This is a genomic window from uncultured Thiodictyon sp., assembly GCF_903946935.1.
Lineage (GTDB): Bacteria > Pseudomonadota > Gammaproteobacteria > Chromatiales > Chromatiaceae > Thiodictyon.
Map to the genome: position 1 here is coordinate 20,535 of NZ_CAJAXH010000015.1, position 19,644 is coordinate 40,178.

The following is a 19,644-nucleotide window of genomic DNA, read 5'->3' on the forward strand; positions in this document are numbered from 1 at the left end:
GGCGCCCCCCGCCTCACAGGAAGTGACCGATCGCTGAGATGTTCTCGATCTCCTGTTCCACCTGCCGCCGGATCTGACCCTCCAATCCCTCCCGGGCGCCGTCCGCCTGCGCCTTCACCTTATCCGCCACCTGCGCCTTGATGTCGTCGCGCAGGCTGGCGATCTTCGCGTCGGTGAGTGCGCGGGCGATGATCCAGCGCGGCGTGCCCTCCCAGGCCTCGGCGCGGCGCTTGGCCTCCTCCGTGCCGTAACGCGCCACCAGGAAGCCGGCGACCAGACCGATCAGTGCGCCGATCGCCAGACCCAGGTGACCGGACATGATGAGCGCGGTGCCGGCCCCGCCGCTCACCACGGCCGCGAGTACCGTGACCACGGTGGTGGACAGCGCAAAGATGACCCCCTCGATCTCGGCATAGATGTTCGGGTCGGCGATGCTGAGATCGTTGCCCTTGGTCAATGGCCGGCCGTCGTGACTGACCCCCTGGCCGAAGCTCAACCCGTGGCGGCGATACCAGTCGCGCATCAGCTCGGTGGTGTCGGCGGCCACCCCGGTGAGCACCTGGGCGATCGCCGTGGTGACGATCGACTCGATCTGCGGCTGGAAGGCGACGGCCTGCGCGGCGATCTGTTCCTTGAGCGCGGCCACCGAGCCGCCCGTGCGGCGGAAGGCGTGCAGGATGGGCGCGATCCCCTGGTCGAAGAGCCCCACCGCCACCCGCTCGGCGATACGCTCGGCGACCTCGTCGAGGCGCCGTTTCAGCAACGGATCGATGCGCTCGTCGATGAAGCCCGGGAGCTCGGTGTGCAGTGCCGTCTGGGTGGTCGCCAGCCGCGACTGTAGGGCCGGGAGTATCGCCAGGCCCTGGGAGACGGTGACATAGGGTCGGTCGCTGTTGACCAGGCGCGCGGGCTTGGCGAGCTGCGCGAGCTCCTCCGTGATGATCGCGGCGACGAAGGGCCAGGCGCTGCTGCCGCCGGTGAGGATGACACAGGCCGGTTCGTGTTGCCGCACCCGTTCGTGGGCCAGTCCCTGGCGGAGCGTCTGGCGAAACCAGTCGAGCAGGTCGAGCCCCTGGCCGGCGGACTGGAGATGTCCATAGGCATCTGGGTTCATGGCCCGGAGATAGTCGGCGAAGGTGCGCGACGGGCGGTAGTGGCGCGCCCGTGCCAGGAACGCCTCCCAGGTGAGGTCGCTGATGCGTCCGAACTCGCCGATGGATTTGCGGAAGACCTGGGCCGGGTCCATCGCCATGGCCAGCGAGAACTTCTCCTTGGCCTCCCGGCAGCGCACCGCCAGGACAAAGAACTCCGCCCGCTCGCGCTGCATCGCGGCCACCGCGTCCGGGTTCTGCTCGATGAACCATTGGTAGAAGAGGTCATCGAACAGCCGCCCGCCCAGGTGCATATCGCCCCAGGAGTGCATCACCTCCCCTCGCACCAAGAGCGCGAAGTCGCAGGTGCCGCCGCCGAAGTCGACCACCAATGCCCCCTGGAGCGCCTCGGCCGGGGTGATATCCTTGCGATGGAGATGAAAATAGATGGCCCCCTTGGGCTCGTCCACCGTGCGGACCTCACCGAAGCCCGCGTCGCGCGCGGCCGTGCGCAGCACCTCCCGGTACTCCTCCGACGCCTCGCTCGGTGCGCCGAAGATCACCTGGCGTTGCAAGGGGTCGATGTCCTTGTGCTGACGGCGGGCGACATCCAGCACGCCGGACAGGAAGTCGCGGGTGTTGCGGCGCGCCTCCTCGCTGGAGGCCAGGTCCGGCTTGAACTGGGCGCGCAGGTAATAGTCCGGGTGGTCGGCGGCGCCCTCCCCGAACTCCTCCAGTGCCTGGTAGCCGATCAGGGGTGTCTGGTCGTCGCGGTAGAGGATCGCGGTGGCCAGCCCGTCGCGGCCGTCGCCGAAGTCCACCCCGACCGGCTCCTCGCGGTCGCCGGCGCACTTGGTGACATAGGTGTTGGAGGTGCCGAAGTCGATGGCGAGCGTCGGGCGGACCAGCGGCGTGGCGATCCGCAGCGCGTTAGGAACGTTGTTTTCGTACAAGGCCCTTCTCCAATACGGTGTCGTTCTGAATCACCGGCTCGTCCTCGACGATGACGGTGTCGCCCGCCTCGATCAGACCGAAGGGGCGGTAGTGCTCGGCCAGTTCCGGACCCCAGCGCAGCCGACGGCGCTGGGCGCGCTCGGCTGCCGTGAAGCGGGCCGGGTCGGTCAGCCCCGCGAGCCCCAGGCGGCGCGCCTCCAGCAACAGGGCCTCGGCGGCGGCCGGCAGACCCGGCAGGTCGGCGCGGTGCAGGTCCTGGATGGCGCGGGCGAGGTCCGGGTCCAGCACCGGGCCACGGGGTGCCTGGACCGGCGCGGTGGCCAGGCTGCACAGCAGGATCGCCGAGCCATCGACCCATTGCCGGATCAGGTCCTGGATCGACTCCCGGTAGGCACCGCGGTCATATTGGCTGCTGCCCTTGGTGAAGGCGAGCAGGGCGACCACCCCTGGATAGAGCAGGATGCGCCGCAGCAGCCCGACCCCGGCGAGCCGACCCCAGAGACCGACGGCCCCCAGGGTGGCGACGCGCGCGAGATCCAGCGTGCCGGCCAGGCCCAGCAGTGTCGTCAGGGCGACCCGCAGCGCCTTGCTCTCCGCCAGCCGACCGACCGCATACATGGCCCCCGCGGCACCGGCCGGGGCGCCGATCAACATCCCGATGGCCCGGAGATCCAGGCTGAGGTTGAACAAGGTCCCGAAGATCAGCATCCCCAGCAGGCTCCCGCCGCCCGCGGCGATGGCGAGGCGTTGCGCGGAGAGCGAGCGCTCGGTGGTCGGGGGGCCGGGCAACACCCAGGCGGGGTTCAGTCCGTACCAATGGCTGCGCAGGGCCTCGCGGGCGCCGGGCTCCACCGGCGGGAAGGGCAGGGCATCCAGCACCGGCTGCGCGGTGAGCGCGGCGAACACCGTGTCACGCGCGGCGGCGACGGCCCGCCCGACCTGATCCGGGGTCGTTGGTTCGCGGTCTCCCAGGGTCGCAAAAAAGCGCTCGACACCCTGCCTGACGACCTGCTCGCGCAGTCCGCGGTTGGCCGCCATCCACCCGCGGATGGCCTCTTCGATGATGACTGACACGGGATTTTTCCCCCTGTTGGCTAACAACCGTCTTCCGGCCCCGATTTTAGGCCATGGATCACCCCCAAGTTGGGGCTTGCCTGGAAGAAATTAAGGGTATAACCGTCAACTTCCGACCGGCGGCGGTGTGTCGGCCCAGCCAGGCGGCGCCCGGGTCAGGTGGCACTCCTGTACCTAAGCCCGGTCATTGCTCACGCCAAGGCGCCAAGCTCGCCAAGCAAGACAATGCGCTGTGTCGAGTGTCCAGGTCATCCACCGGGTGCATCGTCGAGCATCGATAAGGGAGTGAAAAGCCTTGGCGAGCTTGGCGCCTTGGCGTGACAACTGCGCTTTCTGGCTGGTCGTGAGCGACGCCGGCACCGATTCGTCGCGCCCTTCCCGGTTGGCGCGGTCCTGGTGACGGCCACCAAGGCGGCTTGCTATCGCCTTGCTGGCCACCATCAAGTGGGCGAGCGACCCCGAGTGTTGGTTCGGGGTCTAAGCCCTCAGCCTGCTCGGTCAATCCACAATGCTGACGCTCTCACGTTCCAAGAGTCGGCGGCGCTGTCTCAGCATGCGGGGTCATCATCCTTCTATCGCCCCTTTTGCTTGGACTCCCAGTATTGCTGGCGTTGCTCCGGGGTCACGCCCCATCGCACCCACAAGTCCTCAGCCTTCTGTTGCATCTGCTCCTGCGTCCAGTGCGGGAAGGTTGCCGCTGGGGCCTCCGCTGCCATCGCGGGCGAGCCGCAGAGCAATAGTGCAACCGACAAGGCGGAGGCCGTTATCGTTAGGCGTTTGGTCGTTGAGTGCATCGTCATATCCTCTGAGATTGGGCGTTTCGGACGGCCAAGCATGGCCCCCTGAGCCGCTCATATCCGTTCGCCGCCGCACCTAGACCCAAGGCCCCGCTCTTTTCTCGTGACACCGCTCGGGCGGTGTCACAAGGGTCAACCTATAAAGAGCGGTTGTCACGCCAAGGCGCCAAGCTCGCCAAGGTTTTTCAGTGCGTTATCAGCGTTGCGCCAATCGCCCGGAGGGTGATCTGGATAGCGGATCGACCCGATTGAATTTCTTGGCGAGCTTGGCGTCTTGGCGTGAGCAATTCCAGGGTTTAGGGTCAATGGCCGCCCGCCAGGGCGTCGCGCAGGGCGGCGGCGAGTTGGGCCAGGGGGGCGGGGAGGTCCGGGGGCGGGGGCGGGTTCTCATGGCGGGCGAGGGCCTGAAGGAAGCGGCCGAAGGCGCCCAAGGGGGCCGGGAGCCCGGCGACTTGGGCCAGTGACTCGGCCACATCGGGCGCGTGTGCGCGCTGCTGGGTGCGGGCCTCATAGACGGCCTGGGCTAGGGCGGTCAGGGCCTCCATGGGTTGGCGGTTGGGGGCGCGGCCGGGTCCTGGTCGCGGTCCGGGCCGGCGGCGAGGCGCTCGGCCTCGGCCCGCTTGGCATCGGCCTTGGCCTGCCAGTCGGCGGCGGCGGGGGCGTCGTGGCGGGCGCGGGCGATGGCGGCGAGGTTGGCGTAGACCTTCCAGGTTTTCGGGGTCCACTATAGTGGTCCCAGCAGGTTGACATCGCCCGCCCCGCGGCCCAGATTCCCGCGTCAATCTTCTACACCGGACCCTGCCGATGAAACTATTGGAACAAACCGCCACCCGCTTCGCCGCCCTGGCCCCCGCCTGCGACTATTGGACCCTGCGCCTGGTCGCGGAGTCGTCCGACCATCTGGAGGTCCGCCAGGGGGTGGTGGAGCCCAGCGCACTGGGCGAATCCCTGGGTGCCATGATCACGGTGGTGGCCGGCAGCGGGGTCGGCTATGGGGCGACCAGCGATCTCAGCGACGCCGGCCTGCGGGCGGCGGCCGACCGGGCGCTGGGGTGGGCCGCGGCCCACGTCAGCCTCGGGCTCTTCGATGCGGCCATCTATCCGCGCAGCGACCTGCGGGCGGACTATCGCTCGCAGGTCGCGGAGCCCTGGGAGTCGCTGGGCCTCGCGGACAAGCTCGGCCTGCTCCAGGACGCCAATGAGGCCTTGGCCATCGATGAGCGCATCGTCGACTGGTCCGCCTGGCTCGCCTGGCATCAGGTCCGGCAACTGCTGGTGACGAGCGACGGCGGGCGGGTCGCCCAGGTCTGGGACTATGTGAGCCCGGGGCTGGCGGCAGTCGCTAATGCCGGGACCCAGACCCAACACCGCCACGGCGGCGGGGCGGACTGGGCGCAGCAGGGCGGGCTGGAGCGCATCGCCGCGGTCGGTCTGCTGGCGGACGCGCCGCGGGTGGCGGAGGAGGCCATCGCGCTGCTGACGGCCCCCGAGTGCCCGTCCGATACCCGCGACCTGATCCTGACACCCGGGCAGATGGTGTTGCAGATCCACGAGAGCATCGGCCACCCGCTGGAACTCGATCGCATCCTGGGCGACGAGCGCAACTATGCCGGCACCAGCTTCGTGACCCCGGCGATGTTCGGCACCTATCGCTATGGCTCGCAGTACCTCAACGTCACCTTCGACCCCACGGTCCCCGGTGAGTTGGTGAGCGGTGCGGCGGACGATGAGGGCACTCCGATGCAGCGCGAGTACCTGATCCGCAACGGGCTGCTGGAACGGCCGCTGGGCGGGCGCCTGTCGCAGGCCCGCAGCGGTCTCATGGGGACGGCGAACGCGCGGGCCTGCGGCTGGGACCGCCCGCCCATCGACCGCATGGCCAACCTCAACCTGGAGCCGGGGGAGGGGCGTCTGAACGACCTGATCGCCCGGGTGGAGCGTGGTGTGCTGATGGACACCAATCGCTCCTGGTCGATCGACGACAGCCGCAACAAGTTCCAGTTCGGCTGTGAGTTGGGGCGGCTGATCGTGGACGGCGCGCTGGCGGGGCTGGTGCGTAACCCGGGTTATCGCGGACTTTCGGCGGAGTTCTGGCGCAGCCTCGACGGCGTCGGCGGGCCGGCGACCCTGGAGGTGCGCGGGGTGCAGAACTGCGGTAAGGGCGAGCCCAATCAATCGGTCTATGTGGGACACGCCACCCCGCCCGGGCTGTTCCGTGGCGTGGCGGTCTTTGGGGGTGCGCAATGAATCAGGATGGCTTCTATGGACTGGCCGCCGGGCTGTTCGAGCAACTCGGTGGCGATGAGCACCTGTTTTGCAGCCTGGGGGTCGAGTCGTCCGACTTCGTGCGGCTCAACCACAACCGCATCCGCCAGGCCGGGGCGGTGCGCGCCGCCGCGCTCGGGCTCAATCTGATCGACGGTGAGCGCCAGGCGGAGGCGTCCTGCGACTTGAGCGGCGATCCGGAGGCCGACCTGGCCCGCGCCCGGCAGTTGCTCACGCGGTTGCGCGAGCGCATCGTCCATGTGCCGGAGGACCCCTATCTCAATTACTCGCTGGAGGCCACGGCCAGCGAGCGCCAGGTGGGCGAGGACCCGCCGGATGCGCGTACTGCGGTGGCCGATCTCATCCACGCGGCCAGCGGACTGGACCTCGTCGGCATTTGGGCCTCCGGTGAGATCGGCGAGGGCCTGGCCAGTTCTATCGGTCATCGGCATTGGCACCGCAGCCGCAGCTTCAATCTGGACTTCAGCGGCTATCTGGAGGCGGACAAGGCGGTGAAGGCAAGCTATAGCGGGCTCAATTGGGAGCCCGTGGTGCTGGCCCGCAAGCTGGATGAACTGCGCCAGGGTTTGGAGGTGATGGGGCGGCCCGCGCGGGTCATCGCACCGGGTTCGTATCGGGCCTATCTGGCCCCGTCCGCGGTGGCCGAATTGATGAATATGCTGGCCTGGGGTGGGTTCGACCTCAAGAGCCATCGCACCCGTCAGACCCCCTTGCTCAAGCTGGTCCTGGGTGAGCGCGCATTCGATCCGCGGGTGACCATCCGCGAGGAGCAGGACCGGGGGCTGGCCGCCGACTTTACTGGCGATGGCTTCATCAAGCAGGATCGCGTCACCCTGATCGAGGGCGGGCGCTTCGGCCGCTGCCTGGTCGATGCCCGGGACGCCAAGGAATACGGTGAGCCGGTGAATGCCGCGGGTGGATCGCCGGAGTCGGTGGGGCTGGACCCGGGCGAACTGCCGTCCTGTGAGGTCCTGGCCCGGCTCGACACCGGGTTGTGGATCGGCAACCTCTGGTACTGCAACTGGTCCGACCCCAACGACTGCCGGGTCACCGGCATGACCCGTTTCGGCACCTGGTGGGTGGAGAACGGCGTGATCCAGGCCCCGGTCAAGGTCATGCGCTTCGACGACAGCCTCTACCATCTGCTCGGCGACCGGCTGGAGGGGCTGACCTGCGAGCGTGAACTGTTGATGGACGCGGGGACCTATGAGGGGCGCAGCACCGAGAGCGCGCTCTTGCCGGGGGTGTTGGTGTCGGGCATCGAGTTGGCCCTATAAAAAACGCCCCGCGGCAGTTGCCTGCCGCGGGGCGATGAGTGCGCTTGCTATCAGTTGAAGGTCAATTGCGACGCCATGGTGTTGCCATTGGTTTCCATGTCGATCAGCTCGCCGGTGGCAACGGTGGTCGGGCCCCCCGTGAAGGCGGTGTCGGCCGGGGTCGGGGTGTACCAGACATGATCGCCCAGGGCGAGTCCGCCGTTGACCGACAGGAAATCGCGCCCGATCGAGGTGACGACCGCTAAGGTATAATTATGGAACGAAGCTTATCGGCGCAGAGTCCGACCGTCAAGCTCGACTATGTGTCGCAAGGTTAGGGGGTGCGTCAGCGGGGAGGCTTCTGCGGCAGCGGCATAGGAAAAAAGGCGCCGAACTTGACTCCACCTCGATAACGTTTTGGGCTATTCTTGATCATTTCTGGGTTGCCTGGAATTGGCGAGACGGCGCTCCCGGCGGGTGGCCGGTGCGCCCGTTCGGTCCAGGGAGCGATCCAGCAATGGCCACGACTGCCGTCCTGGCCGGCCGTCTGCCCCCCGCTTGGTGCAGCGAATGACATCGTCGAAATGGAGAGGCCTTGCGTGTCCCCGTATCGCATCATCGTAGCCGCCGTCCCGGCACTCCTATTGGGGGCCCAGTCAAGCCTCGGGTCAAGCCTCGCTTCGAGCCAGTTTCCGGAGCTCAATGGCGACTTTGCGGGGGTCTGCCAAACCGCTTTTGAGCGCTCGCGCCGGCCTTATGTGGAGGATTTGCCGCCGCCCTTGCCGGCGTTCGATCCGCCCGCCTCCGGGATCAAGGGGGCACTCGGTCTGGTCTATGAGGAATACAATTTGATCAAGACCATGGGATGGCTTTACAACAGCAATGTCCTGTGGGTGACGACCCGGCCCCGCGGCAACGTCCATAATCGGGCGCTGGATCTGTGGTACGCCCCCGGCGTGGGGCGCCCCTACCGCCAGGGGGCCTATCGACTGTCCGACTACGACTATCGGTCGCCCGACATTCAGCCGCCCTTGCCGCTCATAATTCCTGACGCGGCGCGGGTCGTTTCCGGTCTGGAGTTCGGGTGGGCCTTTGGTCGATCCGGGAGTTGGCCACAGGTCGGCTATCTGGGGCCCAGTGCCTATGTGCGGTTGGCCGGGCTCGACACCGTGTTCGGCACCAGCCTGCGGTTGACCGGTTATAACATCGGTTTCGTCGAGGCCAAACCGCAGCTCACCAAGGTCGCGGTGCGGCCGCTGCTGTATGGGCGCCTGGCGCTGTTCGGGGTGATCGAGAGTGCGCCCTATACCGCCTGCATGCAGATGGTGGTGACCGCGGATCTGAGTACGCGCGCCCAGATCGGGGTGCGATTCTATCCCCGCGCCGGCCTCAAAGGGTCGCCGCGCGCCAGGGTCAGTCCAATCGCCATGAGCAGTATGTTTTGGAAGGATGAAACCCAGACCCCGCGCGACGGCGCCGACGAGGCCCACGATGCCGATCATCTGGTGGTCTGCGGGCAGCCCGCCGTCCCGCTTCACGGATTCGTCCCCACCACCCTGCTGCGCAAGCGCCCGGCCTTTCGCGATTTCGGCTCGGCCGCCTGTTTTGGGCTCGTGCAACTCGATCGCGACCCCGCCCACTACAAGGCCTACGCCGCGGCCAAGTATGCCCGGCGCGTGAACTTGTGGGTCGACGACGTCCGATCGGACCTGCCCTACGCCATCAAGCTCATGGCCTACGGTACCAACTATGAGGGCGAGGACAATGTCGTCGCCTATGCCGAATTTCTGCGCGACCTGCCGGTCCCCCGGTCGGTCGCGGATGGCGCCACCTTCAGCTACACCCTCACCACCTCGGACTTGCCGCCGCCGCAGCCCGGTCCACGGATCATGTTCGGCGATTCCGATCCGGGCGACCTCATCGGGCAGTCGGTCGCCACGAGCGGGGGGACCCTGGCGGTGGGGGCCCCGGTCATCAAGGGTCGGTTGGGCTCGGTCTATCTGTTCAAGTACACGCCGCTCGGGGTGATTGCGCAGCGCCGGTTGACGCCGCATGACGGCATGGCCGGCGACCAGTTCGGGGCCGCGCTGGCCATGACGAAGGATACCTTGGTGGTGGCGGCGCATGGCGCGGCCTATGTCTTTGTGCGGCGTGGGCAGGATTGGGCGCAGCAGGCCAGGCTCCCGGTGCCCAACGGCGATGGCTTCTCGGCCCTCGGGTATGCGGTTGCCATTTCGGGTGACACGGTCGCGGTCGGGGTCCCGGGAGACGACGGTGACAAGGCTGGACCCATGACCGACTATGGTGCTGTCTATGTCTTCCGGCGCTACGGTGAAACTTGGAGCAGTGAGGCGGTGCTGCGGGCCGCCGACCGGGCGGCCTGGGACCATTTCGGCGCCGCGCTTGCGCTCGATGGCGACCGGCTGGCCATCGGCGCCCCGGGCGACGATTATCCGGGCGCCTGGGAGCAAGGCTCGGTCTACCTGTTCCAACGGTCCGCGAACGGCTGGGCGCAGAGCGCAAAGTTCACCGAACCGGGCGGTTGGCAGGATTATGGGGCCGCGGTCGCCTTGTCCGGCGATCGGCTCCTCGTGGGGGTACCCCGCGCCCATGACAACGCGGCGCGCACCGCCGGGGGCGCCGTGTGCGCCTATACACGCCACCCTGACGCTTGGTCATTGGACGAGTGCCTGCGGCGGGTCGACGGGAAGCAGGGGGATGCGTTCGGTGCCGCCGTAAGTCTCAACGGTCTCACCGCCGTCATCGGTGCCCCCGGTGCATCGGGGGGTCATGGGGCCGCCTGGGTCTATCGCAGCGCGAAGGGTGAGTGGCACCAGGGGACCGAACTCAACGGATTGGCGGGGGTCGGCGGGCAGTTCGGGGCGGCGGTCGCGACCGACGGCACCTCCTTACTGGTCGGCGCTCCGCCGGTCTCCGGTCAGGGCGAGGCCTACGTGTTTCCCGCTGTCCCACTTTAGGGAGCGCTACACCGAGCAGCGTCCCACCCGATAGAGCGGTTTCGTGTCCCAAATCACGCAAGGGGGATGCAAAACGTGTCAGACCTGGGATACCCTAATCACCGAGCCGAGAAAACACCATGAGAGGCCGCCATGACCGACATCGCCCCGCAGACTGACACCGTCCCCCAGGCCGATCCCGCCGCCGATCTGACCCAGCGTATCGGTAACCGCCTGCGTCAGGCGCGCCACGACCAGAAGCTCTCGCTCAGCGAGTTGGCCGAGCGCACCGGCTGTTACTCCAAGTCGCGCATCAGCAACTACGAGCAAGGGTTGCGCCGCATGGGTCTGGAGGAGTCCATGGCCCTGGCAGCGGCCCTGGGCACCGTCAGCGCCACCTGGCTCCTGTGTCTGGACGACAACGCCCCGCTCGACCCCGCGGAGGCCGAACTGATCGCCCGCTACCGCGCGGCCGACGAGGCCGGCCAGGCGAGCCTGCGTGAGTTCGCGCAGTCCCTGCCAGCGGCCAAGCCCAAGCGTGCCAAGAAGGCGTAGGGTGGATCGGGCGCGCCGCCCGGTGCCTTGAGCACGGCGGTCGCCTTGGCCGTTCCCCCTCCCCGCCTTCCCCCGCGAGGGGGGAGGGAGCATTGGACCGCGCTTCCGGCGCGACTTTCATGGTAAGGCTGTCATGGTAAGGCTTGCGTCTTGCCCGCTGGCCGTGATAGCCTTCCGCTTCTTTTTCGGGCCCCCATGTCTTGCCGGTCCCAGTCATTTTTTATCTTTTAGGATCTCTGCCATGTCTCGGGTATGTCAGGTCACCGGTAAGGGACCAATGAGCGGCCATCGTGTGTCGCACGCCAACAACAAGACCAATCGCCGTTTCCTGCCCAACCTGCATTATCATAGGTACTGGGTGGAGAGTGAGAACCGGTGGGTGCGTTTGCGCCTCACCGCCAGCGGGATGCGTCTGATCGACAAGCAAGGCATCGACGTGGTCATTCGTGACCTGCGTGCCCGCGGTCAACAGGTTTAAGGGGAAAGGTCCATGGCCAAGGCAGCACGCGATAAGATCCGGCTCAATTCCAGCGCCGGTACCGGTCACTTCTATACGACCACCAAGAACAAGCGCAATCAGCCGGGCAAGATGGAGATCAAGAAGTTTGATCCAGTCGCCCGAGCGCATGTGTTGTATAAAGAAGGTAAGATCAAGTAGAAAAAAGCCCGCGGTAGCGGGCTTTTTTTGGCCAATGATTAAGGTCCCGAGCATGCAGGACCGCTGGCCGTCGTCGGAGCTGGACTCAACGCGCGACCATCATTGCAACGTGGTCGGCACGGCCGGCATATTCCCCGTCGACCAGAGTTCCCCTTCGATATAGTCCTTCAGCGACGCTATGCTCGGCTCGGTCAATTGATCGAACCAGGATAGGTGCGCCCGCCCCACCTTCGCATCCTCCTGCACCAGCAGATAGTGCCAGGGCTCCGCATCGTGGCTGGCGAGTAGTGCGGCATAGCGCTGCCCGGCCCTGGCCTTGGCCGCGTCGCGCTCATCCAGGCGGCCCTTTACCTCGACGATCAGGTTATGGAAATGCCCGGCCCAGCGCACCCGCAACACGAAGTCCGGGTAGTAATGGGACAGTTGGCCCTGCCAGTCGTATTCGATGCGCAGACCCACCCCCTGACGGTGGTTATAGAGCCACCCGATCAAGTCCGGACAGCGTTCCGCCAGGACGGCGAAGCGCAACTCGTCCGCGCTGTCGAAGGCACCATTGCGAAAAACGCTCTTCTGCGTGTGTTCCAATTCATGCTGCTTGCGCGCCGGATAGGCCTTGAGGTCCGCGCCTCGCACCTCGCGCAGCTCCGCCACCCGCTCGGTCAGCCGCCCGGCAATCGCCTCGCGCAAGGGTGCGCGCAGGGTATCACGCACCCGCGCGATGACCTCCGGTCGCAACAGGTTGCACAGCGCAATGCGCCCGCTCTCGGGACCGGCCTCGATCGCCCGGTCAAATGACAGCGGCAGCCCCAGTGGCAGTCGGAAGGTGCGCCGTTCCAGCGCCTCCTTCACTACCGCCTTGACCGCATTCATATGGATGAAGGCGGCCTGGATATCGCGCAACAGCGGGACGGCATAGGCGACCTCGATGACCTGGTCATAGTCCTTGAAAGAGGGCGCGGCGGACAGGGTGAAATGCTGGCCATCGGCATCCTCTGCCTGCATGGCCTCGCGCAGATAGGTCTGCACCTCCCGGTCATGGAAGTCTTCCACCCAAGGCAGGCGCTGCGTGGCTGGTGTGTCCGCGACCCGAAATCCCGCATGCCAGTCCGCCAGCCGCTCCCGCTCGCCCAGGAAATAGACGAAACGTACATCGCGGGCCGCCCGCTCTTCGGCGGATTCCAGTGGCTCGATCCGTACATATTCGGGCACATGAACGATCTTGTCGGGATCGCGCACCTCCACGATGTCCTTGATCTCCTCAATGATGGCGTCGAATGAGGGATGCTGCATGACATACAGTTCCTCCTTCGCCGCCGTCACCGCCCCGTCCTCGTCCAGCGCCGAGGGGTGCATCCGCCGCAGCCCGCGGCCCAGGGTCTGCTCGGTCAAGGTGCGGCTGTCGCAGGAACGCAGCGGGACGATGACCTTGACGTTGCGCACGTCCCAGCCTTCTTTGAGCATCATCACGCTGACGACGACATTGAATGGATTGGGCAGCCGCCGCCGTTCGCCCCGCTCATCCAGTGCGTTCTGGTCGGGGTCGGGCATCTCGTCGTGGTCCACCGCGTTGACCGCGGCCCGCACCTTCTGCCAGTCCGCGTCGTTCTTTTCTTCCTTGGCGCCGATATGGATCTGAATCACTGTGGAGCGGGGGATGCCGTCTGCATCCGGCTCCACGAAGAGCCGCTCCTGCGTCTGTGGGTCAAGCCAGCCGGTGACGGCACGGGTGCCGGTCAGGTCCTGCCGCGACGCCTCCCCATAGGTGAGGAAGTTCGCGATCTCCTGCCCCTCGTTGCGGTCGGCGCAGAGCAGGAACAGGATTGGCTTGCGCGTATCGCCTTCGCAGCGGAGTTGATCGCGCACCCGCCGCCAGCGCCCGATCCCGGCGCGCAGCAGTGGCTGGTACTTGAGCCAGGCGTCGGGCTGATTGGCGAGCACCACCTCGCCCGCGGCCCCATCCTTACCCGTCACCTTCACCCGCTCCAGCACCGGGTGCTTGACCACGCCGTCGGCGATGGCCTCGCGCAGCGGATAGTCGATGACGGTGTGGCGGAAAGGTCGCGGCGTCCGCGCCTTGACGGATTTGGCCTTGGTCGCCCCGCCTTCCTCCTCATACAGGGTCGCCGAGAGGTCCACTTGCAGCCCCAGGCCGCAGCGCTGATGCAGGGTGCGCAGACTACGGACCCACGCCATGGATTCGGGCTCCTCCCCATTGCCCATCCCCACCGCGCGCTTGTTGGCCGCCGTCTTCTCAAAGCGCTGATGGGCCGGCTCGTCGCCCACATGGTGGGCCTCGTCATTGATGACCAGGAACCCGGGGCCGCGGCGCAGCCGCGCGATGAGCGGGGTGCACTCGGACTCCAGTCGCTTGGGCTCCGGGGTCTCGAACAGCAATTGCATCTGCCGGCCGCCGGACGACTGGGGGCCTGGCCAGGGCGGCGGCGGTTCATCCACCCGCAGCAGTTGATGGATATTGGTCACGATCAGGGCCGGCTCGGTGGGGTCCAGGCGCTGCGGCACCGTCTCCGGACCATAGACCGGCAAGTGCCAATCCGGCTCCAGGATGGGCGGGATCACCGGATCGGCGCGGAACACGCTGGGTCTGTCCTGGGGAAAAAAGTCGAATAGCAACCGCTCTTTCACAAAGAGCCCGGGGGCGATCACCAGCACCTGCGGACCGAGATCCAGATGTTCTGTTCCCTCCCGCAGTGCGTTGAGCGTCGACCAAGCGATCAGCAGGCTCATGATCTTGGTCTTGCCCGAGCCGGTGGCGAGTTGGCCGCCGAGCTTTGGCCAAGGGTCCACGCCGGTGAAGCCCCGCTGTTCCCCGAACCGGTCATAGAGCCCGTCGACGTTGCGGACGCCCAGGACCTCATGCAGATAGATCAGGGTCTCCACACAGCGGCGCTGGTGCGGCCAGTAGCGGAAGCGGGTCAGTCCGCCCTCTGAACCGTCGCGGGCGAGGGTCGGCAGTTCATGGGGCAGGGCGCGGAACCAATGCTGCAACAGGATCAGCGTGGTCTCGGACACCGGCTGTTCGTCGTCGCCCACCGGTACATAGGCGCCCGGCTGGGTCCAGGCCTCGCCGGCGCGGCCCAAGGCAAAGCCGCGCCAGGCATCGACCCGGGCGCCGATGCGCGCAATCAGTGCTGGTTGCTCCGCCGTCATTGGCCCACCTCCACGTCCACCAGGCTGATTCCGTCGTTGCCGAAGACATCCGTCACCCGGGCGGCGATCTGGTAACGGCCGGGCTGGGCATAGCGGCACTCGGCCGTCAGCACCAGCGGATCGACCCGGCCCTTGCCGCGACGGATGCGGAAGCTCTGCCAATCGGTATCGAACACCGGCCGCCCGTCCGGGCCGATATGGTCCGCATAATCCCAGTCGATCGCCCAGAAGTCGACGAACTGCTGCCAGGTATTGGCTCGCTCCAGCCATTCCAACAGCACCGCCCGGCGCGCCTGCCAGCGTGCCTGTTCGGCCACGGCCTTCTTGCGCTGGGCGGGCGCGAGGCTGTCGGTTACGGGCTTCAACGCCGGCTGCTGACTCAGCAGGAAGCTCTGCACGTCTACCTCGCAGCGCTCCAGGCAGAGCTTCACCAGCGGGCCATCCACCTGGGCGGTGAGGCCGATGGCGAGCGGGGTATAGAAGGCCGGCACCGCCATCGACTCGATGGCCCCGTCGGCGGCGGCCCCGCGTTTCAATCGCAGGGCCACCTGCTCGATGGCCGCGTTGGGGATGATGCGCAGCGTGACCTGCACACCGGTCTGCGCCCGGATGTCCTCGCGCTCCGGGTGCGGCAGGGTATCGAGGTCCGCCGAGAGGATGGTGACAAAGTGGGTATCGGTCTGCGCCGCTTCGCGGGCAATGCCCCAGGCCTGACGCATCGGCACCGGGGCATCCAGCGGCCCCACATGAATCCAGCCCCGGTGGTCACGCCCATGCAGCAGCGCGAAGCCGGAGACCGGCTCACCGCCGAAGACCCGGATCATCTCCGGGCGCCAGGCGGCGGGCTCACCGGCGGCGGTCAGCCAGGCCTCGGCGCGCAGATAGACCCCCATCGACTCCACCGAGAAGGGTCGCACCGCATAGGTGCCCGGGCTGCGCTGCTTCTTCGGCTTGCGTTCGATGTTGCCGCAGTGGTCGCATTCGACATAGTCGTGCTGTTCCTTGGCCGGCGGGCGGGGTTGGCCCTGGAGTTGGATCAGCCGCTTGCGGGCCAGGTGGACGGCATACTTGCCGTTGTCGATACCGATCCAACGCCGCCCCAGGCGTTCGGCCGCCTCCGCGGTGGTGCCGGAACCCATGAAGCAGTCGAGGACCAGGCCGCCCGGGGGGCAGGAGGCGGAGATAATGCGCTCAAGGAGGGCGACCGGTTTTTGGGTGGGATAGCCAAGCGACTCCGTCGCTTGGCTATTGATCGTATTAACATCGGTCCAGATATCCTGCGTCGGTACGCCGGTCATTTCATCCAGAAAACGCTTATAGCGTGGGGTAGCGCCCGGACTCGGTTGTACGACACGTCCCTCGGCGATCAGACGGTGCATCCTTTCTTCCGAAAACCTCCAGTATTTCTTGTGACCAAAGACTTCATAGTAAGGATTTCCCTTGGCAGCCGAAGAACCGCCGGGTGCGTTCAGATCGCCAAGCTGATAGCGGCGGCCAGTCTCGTCTATTAATGAGTAATGACTGCGTATATAGTCTCCGGAGTAGGCAGAATAGATTTGATTCGCATAGCGACTCTCGGTGATGCCATAGATCAAGATGACGTCGTGAATCCTGCCGAAATGGGCGGCACCTTGACCAGCGTCTCCATGGGAGGTTTGCCGTTGCCAAATCACTTCATTAATGAAATTTTCGTACCCGAAAATTTCATCCATCAGCACCTTGACGTAGTGTGCCGCATGCCAATCCAAGTGTACATAGATGCTCCCGCTCGGTGCCAGCAGTTCCTTCAAGAGCTGAAGCCGCGCCCGGATCATCGACAGAAAGCTGTCGAGCCCTTCGCGCCAGGTGTCCTTATAGGCGAGTATTTCAACCAGCGACGGTTCCTTGACCGCCGCGACGCCGGCCTCACCATCTACGTCGATGCTGATGGAGTTGTCCGCCACAAAGTCGCTGTTGACCATGAAGGGCGGGTCGATATAGATCAGGTCGACCTTGCCGCGGTAACGCCAGTCACGGGTCAGGGGGTCCCGCTCCTCCAACAGGGTCTTGAGCGCCACCAGGTTGTCATTGGTCCAGATCAGCCGGTTGACCGGGGCGCGGCTATCGGCGCGGGCCTTGGCGGCGCCCAACCCTTCCAACTCGCCCTGGCGCTCATCGCGACGACTGGCAAGCCCCGGGCTCACCACCTCCAGCACCTGGGTTGGCACCCCGGTGATCGCCGGGCGTGCCTGCATCCCCTGCCAGGCGAGACGCGGCCGGCGCCGCGGCACCTCGCATTGGAGCCAGTCGCCGCCGCTGCCCTGGCCCGCCGCCGCCAGCAATGCGGCGCGTGCCTGCGCTTGTGTCTGCTCACCACCGGCCGCCGCCGGCAACCCGAGGCGGGTGCAGGCGAGCCGTAGGGAGTCCTCGCCTAACTGGTCCAGCACCTGCGTCAGGCCCGGCCGCCCCGGAGCGCTCAACAGCGCCTGGAGTACCCCCATGGCCGTGCGCGGCACCGGGCCGATCGCCAGCGCCTCACCCAGGCGTAGCAGGTCGGTCTCGGTGGCCGAGCCCAGTAATGTGTCCCAAATCTGCATGGCGGCCCTAGTCCTCAGCGTTATCTAGCCGCAGATGGTAACCGACCGGCGGCCGCGGCGGCGTGCTGGACGCCGACCCGGGGCGCATCACCACTGCCGCCCAGATGCTTCGCACTGGAGATCGAGGCTTACCGTGAACGTCGCGGGGCTGGCCAGGACCATGCCTATCAACGATGCGCTGCCCTCCGGCGGGCGCGATTGTTTGTGCCTATGGCTCGGCCGGCGGCCGGACCCATTAAGACGCTATCAAGAGAATTGCAAAAAATTATTCTGTGGCCTTTCAGTCTCGGCTAGGCGAGCTACAATGCTTAGTGCGACCGCAGTATTTTTGGGTCGCACATGAAACGGAGGAATGCCATCATGTCCTTGAATCGTATCGATGCCATCTTGACGGATGAGCAACGCGATCAGGCCAGGGTTGCCTTGAGCCGCCTGACCGAGGCGTTACCCCTCCTCATCGACCTCAGCCCGAAAGAACGCGCTGAAAGCGTCAAGTTCGGAGAAAAAAACCGGTCCTTCGTCGCCAAGGCGCTAGCCATCGCGGAGGGGCATCCGGAGATGCTCCCGGCCAGCTTCAATCTGGCGCAGTTCCGCTGCGACGCGGACCTGGTCGAGCAACTGTATCCATTGTTGTCTGGCGTCGAAGTCCTGTATGGCAAGCTGCAGGACACCTATTTCGCCGCCGGCAGCGATGCCTTCGCCGCCGCGCTGGCGGTCTATCAGTACACCAAGATCCACAATGAGACCACTGGTGCCTTGGAAGATAGCCTGAACGATCTTGGCCGCCGCTTCGTCCACAAGGGCAAGAAGGCAGCCCCTCTCGCCGCGGTGGAATCTCCAGTCCTTCCCGCCTGACGGCGGCGGCCGGATGGTGACAGTGCCCGGCGCGGCATGACGCGCCGGGCCAGCATAGGCAGGCGCGGTGCGCGTCACTGCAAGGTCCAGCCCCAGCCCTAAGCCCTTGATGCCTGCCCGGGGACCATCCACCCCGGAGATCGACCGATGGTTTCGCCAGATAGAGCGATCCATGACGAGGTATCAAGGATGGATGTTGGTGATCGGGCGATCCATGTTGCGCATACAACGATGGATGCTGGAGATAGGACGATCCAGGTTCGAGATGCGACGATGGATGCCGGAGATAGGGCAATCCATGATCGGACGGACAATGCCGGATGCTGGAGAGAGGACGATCCATGTTTGAGATACAACGATGGATGTCGGAGATAGGACGATCGATGATTCAACGGACAGCGATGGATGCCGGACATCGGGCAGCGACTGCCGGAGATAGGACGATCCATGTTGGGACATCCAACGCCGGGTGCCGGAGATAGGACGGGCTATCTCAGACATGCAACGACGGGTGCCGGAGATAGGACGATCCATGTTGGGACATCCAACGCCGGGTGCCGGAGATAGGACGGGCTATCTCAGACATACAACGACGGGTGTCGGAGATGGGGCGATCAAGGGCGGGACATCCAACGCCGGATGCCGGAGATACGATGCACCTAACCACTGGGGGCAACCCGTCGCGGCCGGGGGGCCGCTCCTACAAGGGGTAGGCGCGGTCCCCCGGCCGCGACGGGCGTACGCGCGCGGATCAGCGTTGTGATGCCGCTTAATCTCTGGCGCGGGAAATCTACTGCCCGATCGCCTGACCGGCGATGGCCTTGATCGCCGGGTTTTCCATCAGGCGCTGGGCGCGTGGGTTGTTGCGCAGTGCCTCCACATTGCCGGACATGATCAAGCGGGTGAACTCCGGGTCGGCGAGTGCCGCCTGGACGTCCGGGTCGCTCTGCAGGCGGGTGACGGCCTCCATGGTTTGCGGGTTGCTCAACAATTGCTGCTGGATGGCCGCGAGGTCGGCGGCCTGCGGGTTGGTGCCGGAGCCAGCGCTGGAGGCGGGCGCCGCGGTGGCGGGCGTGGCTGCCGTCGCGCTGGGCGCTGCGCCGGCGCTCGCCGGCCGGATGGCGAGCACCTCCGACTGGGGGATCGTCATCTCACCCAGGGCGGTGCTGCGCACGCGGTAGCCGCCATTCCCGACCCCGATCAACTCGCCGGTGATGACGCTGCCGTCGCGCAGTTCGATCCGGTTCTCGGCGGCGCCGACCAGGCCGGCGCCCAGGATGAGTAAAGCGTACAGCGCAGACAGGGGCGCGCGGGCGCGCCGCGCACGCCACCGCGTGCTGTCGTGAGTAACCGGCTGATGAGCCATGATGTGCCTCGGTGTGGTTGGTTCTTGGTTGGTCCTGGATGGCTTGCACGT

At 66.3% G+C, this 19,644-nt stretch carries 15 protein-coding genes; 7 read left to right on the forward strand and 8 right to left on the reverse strand.

Annotated features, from left to right (window positions below; all coding sequences use genetic code 11):
• Nucleotides 1-13 precede the first annotated feature (13 nt).
• The 4 genes from QZX93_RS01485 to QZX93_RS01500 form a co-directional block, all read right to left on the reverse strand.
• Nucleotides 14-2,044, reverse strand: a complete 2,031-nt coding sequence (locus tag QZX93_RS01485) for an Hsp70 family protein (protein WP_295390033.1) — start codon at nt 2,042-2,044, stop codon at nt 14-16.
• Nucleotides 2,022-3,119: a hypothetical protein gene (locus QZX93_RS01490; RefSeq protein WP_295390035.1), complete on the reverse strand. Its 1,098-nt coding sequence runs from the start codon at nt 3,117-3,119 to the stop codon at nt 2,022-2,024. Before QZX93_RS01490 ends, QZX93_RS01485 begins: the two co-directional genes overlap by 23 nt.
• A gap of 572 nt (nt 3,120-3,691) precedes the next feature.
• On the reverse strand, nt 3,692-3,913 hold the full coding sequence (locus QZX93_RS01495) for a hypothetical protein (protein WP_295390036.1): 222 nt from the start codon (nt 3,911-3,913) through the stop codon (nt 3,692-3,694).
• 305 nt (nt 3,914-4,218) lie between these two features.
• Complete coding sequence (locus QZX93_RS01500) at nt 4,219-4,461, reverse strand: hypothetical protein (RefSeq protein WP_295390038.1); 243 nt, start codon at nt 4,459-4,461, stop codon at nt 4,219-4,221.
• Nucleotides 4,462-4,720: 259 nt separating this feature from the next.
• Here QZX93_RS01500 and QZX93_RS01505 point away from each other — a divergent pair, with 259 nt between their 5' ends.
• The 6 genes from QZX93_RS01505 (at nt 4,721) to rpmG (ending at nt 11,628) form a co-directional block, all read left to right on the forward strand.
• Nucleotides 4,721-6,163: a TldD/PmbA family protein gene (locus QZX93_RS01505; protein ID WP_295390040.1), complete on the forward strand. Its 1,443-nt coding sequence runs from the start codon at nt 4,721-4,723 to the stop codon at nt 6,161-6,163.
• Nucleotides 6,160-7,479 (forward strand): metallopeptidase TldD-related protein, encoded by a 1,320-nt coding sequence (locus tag QZX93_RS01510; protein WP_295390042.1) that lies wholly within the window; start codon nt 6,160-6,162, stop codon nt 7,477-7,479. The genes QZX93_RS01505 and QZX93_RS01510 overlap by 4 nt, the downstream gene beginning before the upstream one ends.
• A gap of 578 nt (nt 7,480-8,057) precedes the next feature.
• A complete protein-coding gene (locus QZX93_RS01515) occupies nt 8,058-10,436 on the forward strand; it encodes a glucan biosynthesis protein (protein WP_295390043.1) in 2,379 nt (792 codons plus the stop codon).
• A 132-nt stretch (nt 10,437-10,568) separates the two neighbouring features.
• Complete coding sequence (locus QZX93_RS01520; protein ID WP_295390044.1) at nt 10,569-10,970, forward strand: helix-turn-helix transcriptional regulator; 402 nt, start codon at nt 10,569-10,571, stop codon at nt 10,968-10,970.
• A 241-nt stretch (nt 10,971-11,211) separates the two neighbouring features.
• Complete coding sequence (gene rpmB / locus QZX93_RS01525) at nt 11,212-11,448, forward strand: 50S ribosomal protein L28 (protein ID WP_295390046.1); 237 nt, start codon at nt 11,212-11,214, stop codon at nt 11,446-11,448.
• Between the two features lie 12 nt (nt 11,449-11,460).
• Nucleotides 11,461-11,628, forward strand: coding sequence for a 50S ribosomal protein L33 (gene rpmG, locus QZX93_RS01530; protein ID WP_295390049.1), 168 nt, complete (start codon nt 11,461-11,463; stop codon nt 11,626-11,628).
• A 99-nt stretch (nt 11,629-11,727) separates the two neighbouring features.
• Here the strand turns inward: rpmG and QZX93_RS01535 are convergent, their stop codons facing one another.
• Together QZX93_RS01535 and QZX93_RS01540 are read right to left on the reverse strand one after the other, a co-directional pair.
• Nucleotides 11,728-14,796 carry a DEAD/DEAH box helicase family protein gene (locus QZX93_RS01535; protein WP_295390051.1) on the reverse strand — a complete coding sequence of 1,023 codons (3,069 nt, stop codon included), beginning with the start codon at nt 14,794-14,796 and terminating at the stop codon, nt 11,728-11,730.
• Nucleotides 14,793-17,372, reverse strand: a complete 2,580-nt coding sequence (locus tag QZX93_RS01540) for a site-specific DNA-methyltransferase (RefSeq protein ID WP_295390053.1) — start codon at nt 17,370-17,372, stop codon at nt 14,793-14,795. Before QZX93_RS01540 ends, QZX93_RS01535 begins: the two co-directional genes overlap by 4 nt.
• A gap of 360 nt (nt 17,373-17,732) precedes the next feature.
• On the opposite strand from QZX93_RS01540, the gene QZX93_RS01545 reads away from it, so the two are divergent.
• The gene (locus QZX93_RS01545) at nt 17,733-18,227 is read left to right on the forward strand and encodes a hypothetical protein (protein ID WP_295390055.1); all 495 of its coding nucleotides are present in this window, start codon (nt 17,733-17,735) and stop codon (nt 18,225-18,227) included.
• A 183-nt stretch (nt 18,228-18,410) separates the two neighbouring features.
• Here the strand turns inward: QZX93_RS01545 and QZX93_RS01550 are convergent, their stop codons facing one another.
• Nucleotides 18,411-18,761 (reverse strand): hypothetical protein, encoded by a 351-nt coding sequence (locus tag QZX93_RS01550; protein WP_295390057.1) that lies wholly within the window; start codon nt 18,759-18,761, stop codon nt 18,411-18,413.
• Nucleotides 18,762-19,017: 256 nt separating this feature from the next.
• Nucleotides 19,018-19,593 (reverse strand): hypothetical protein, encoded by a 576-nt coding sequence (locus QZX93_RS01555; RefSeq protein ID WP_295390059.1) that lies wholly within the window; start codon nt 19,591-19,593, stop codon nt 19,018-19,020.
• Nucleotides 19,594-19,644: the final 51 nt, after the last annotated feature.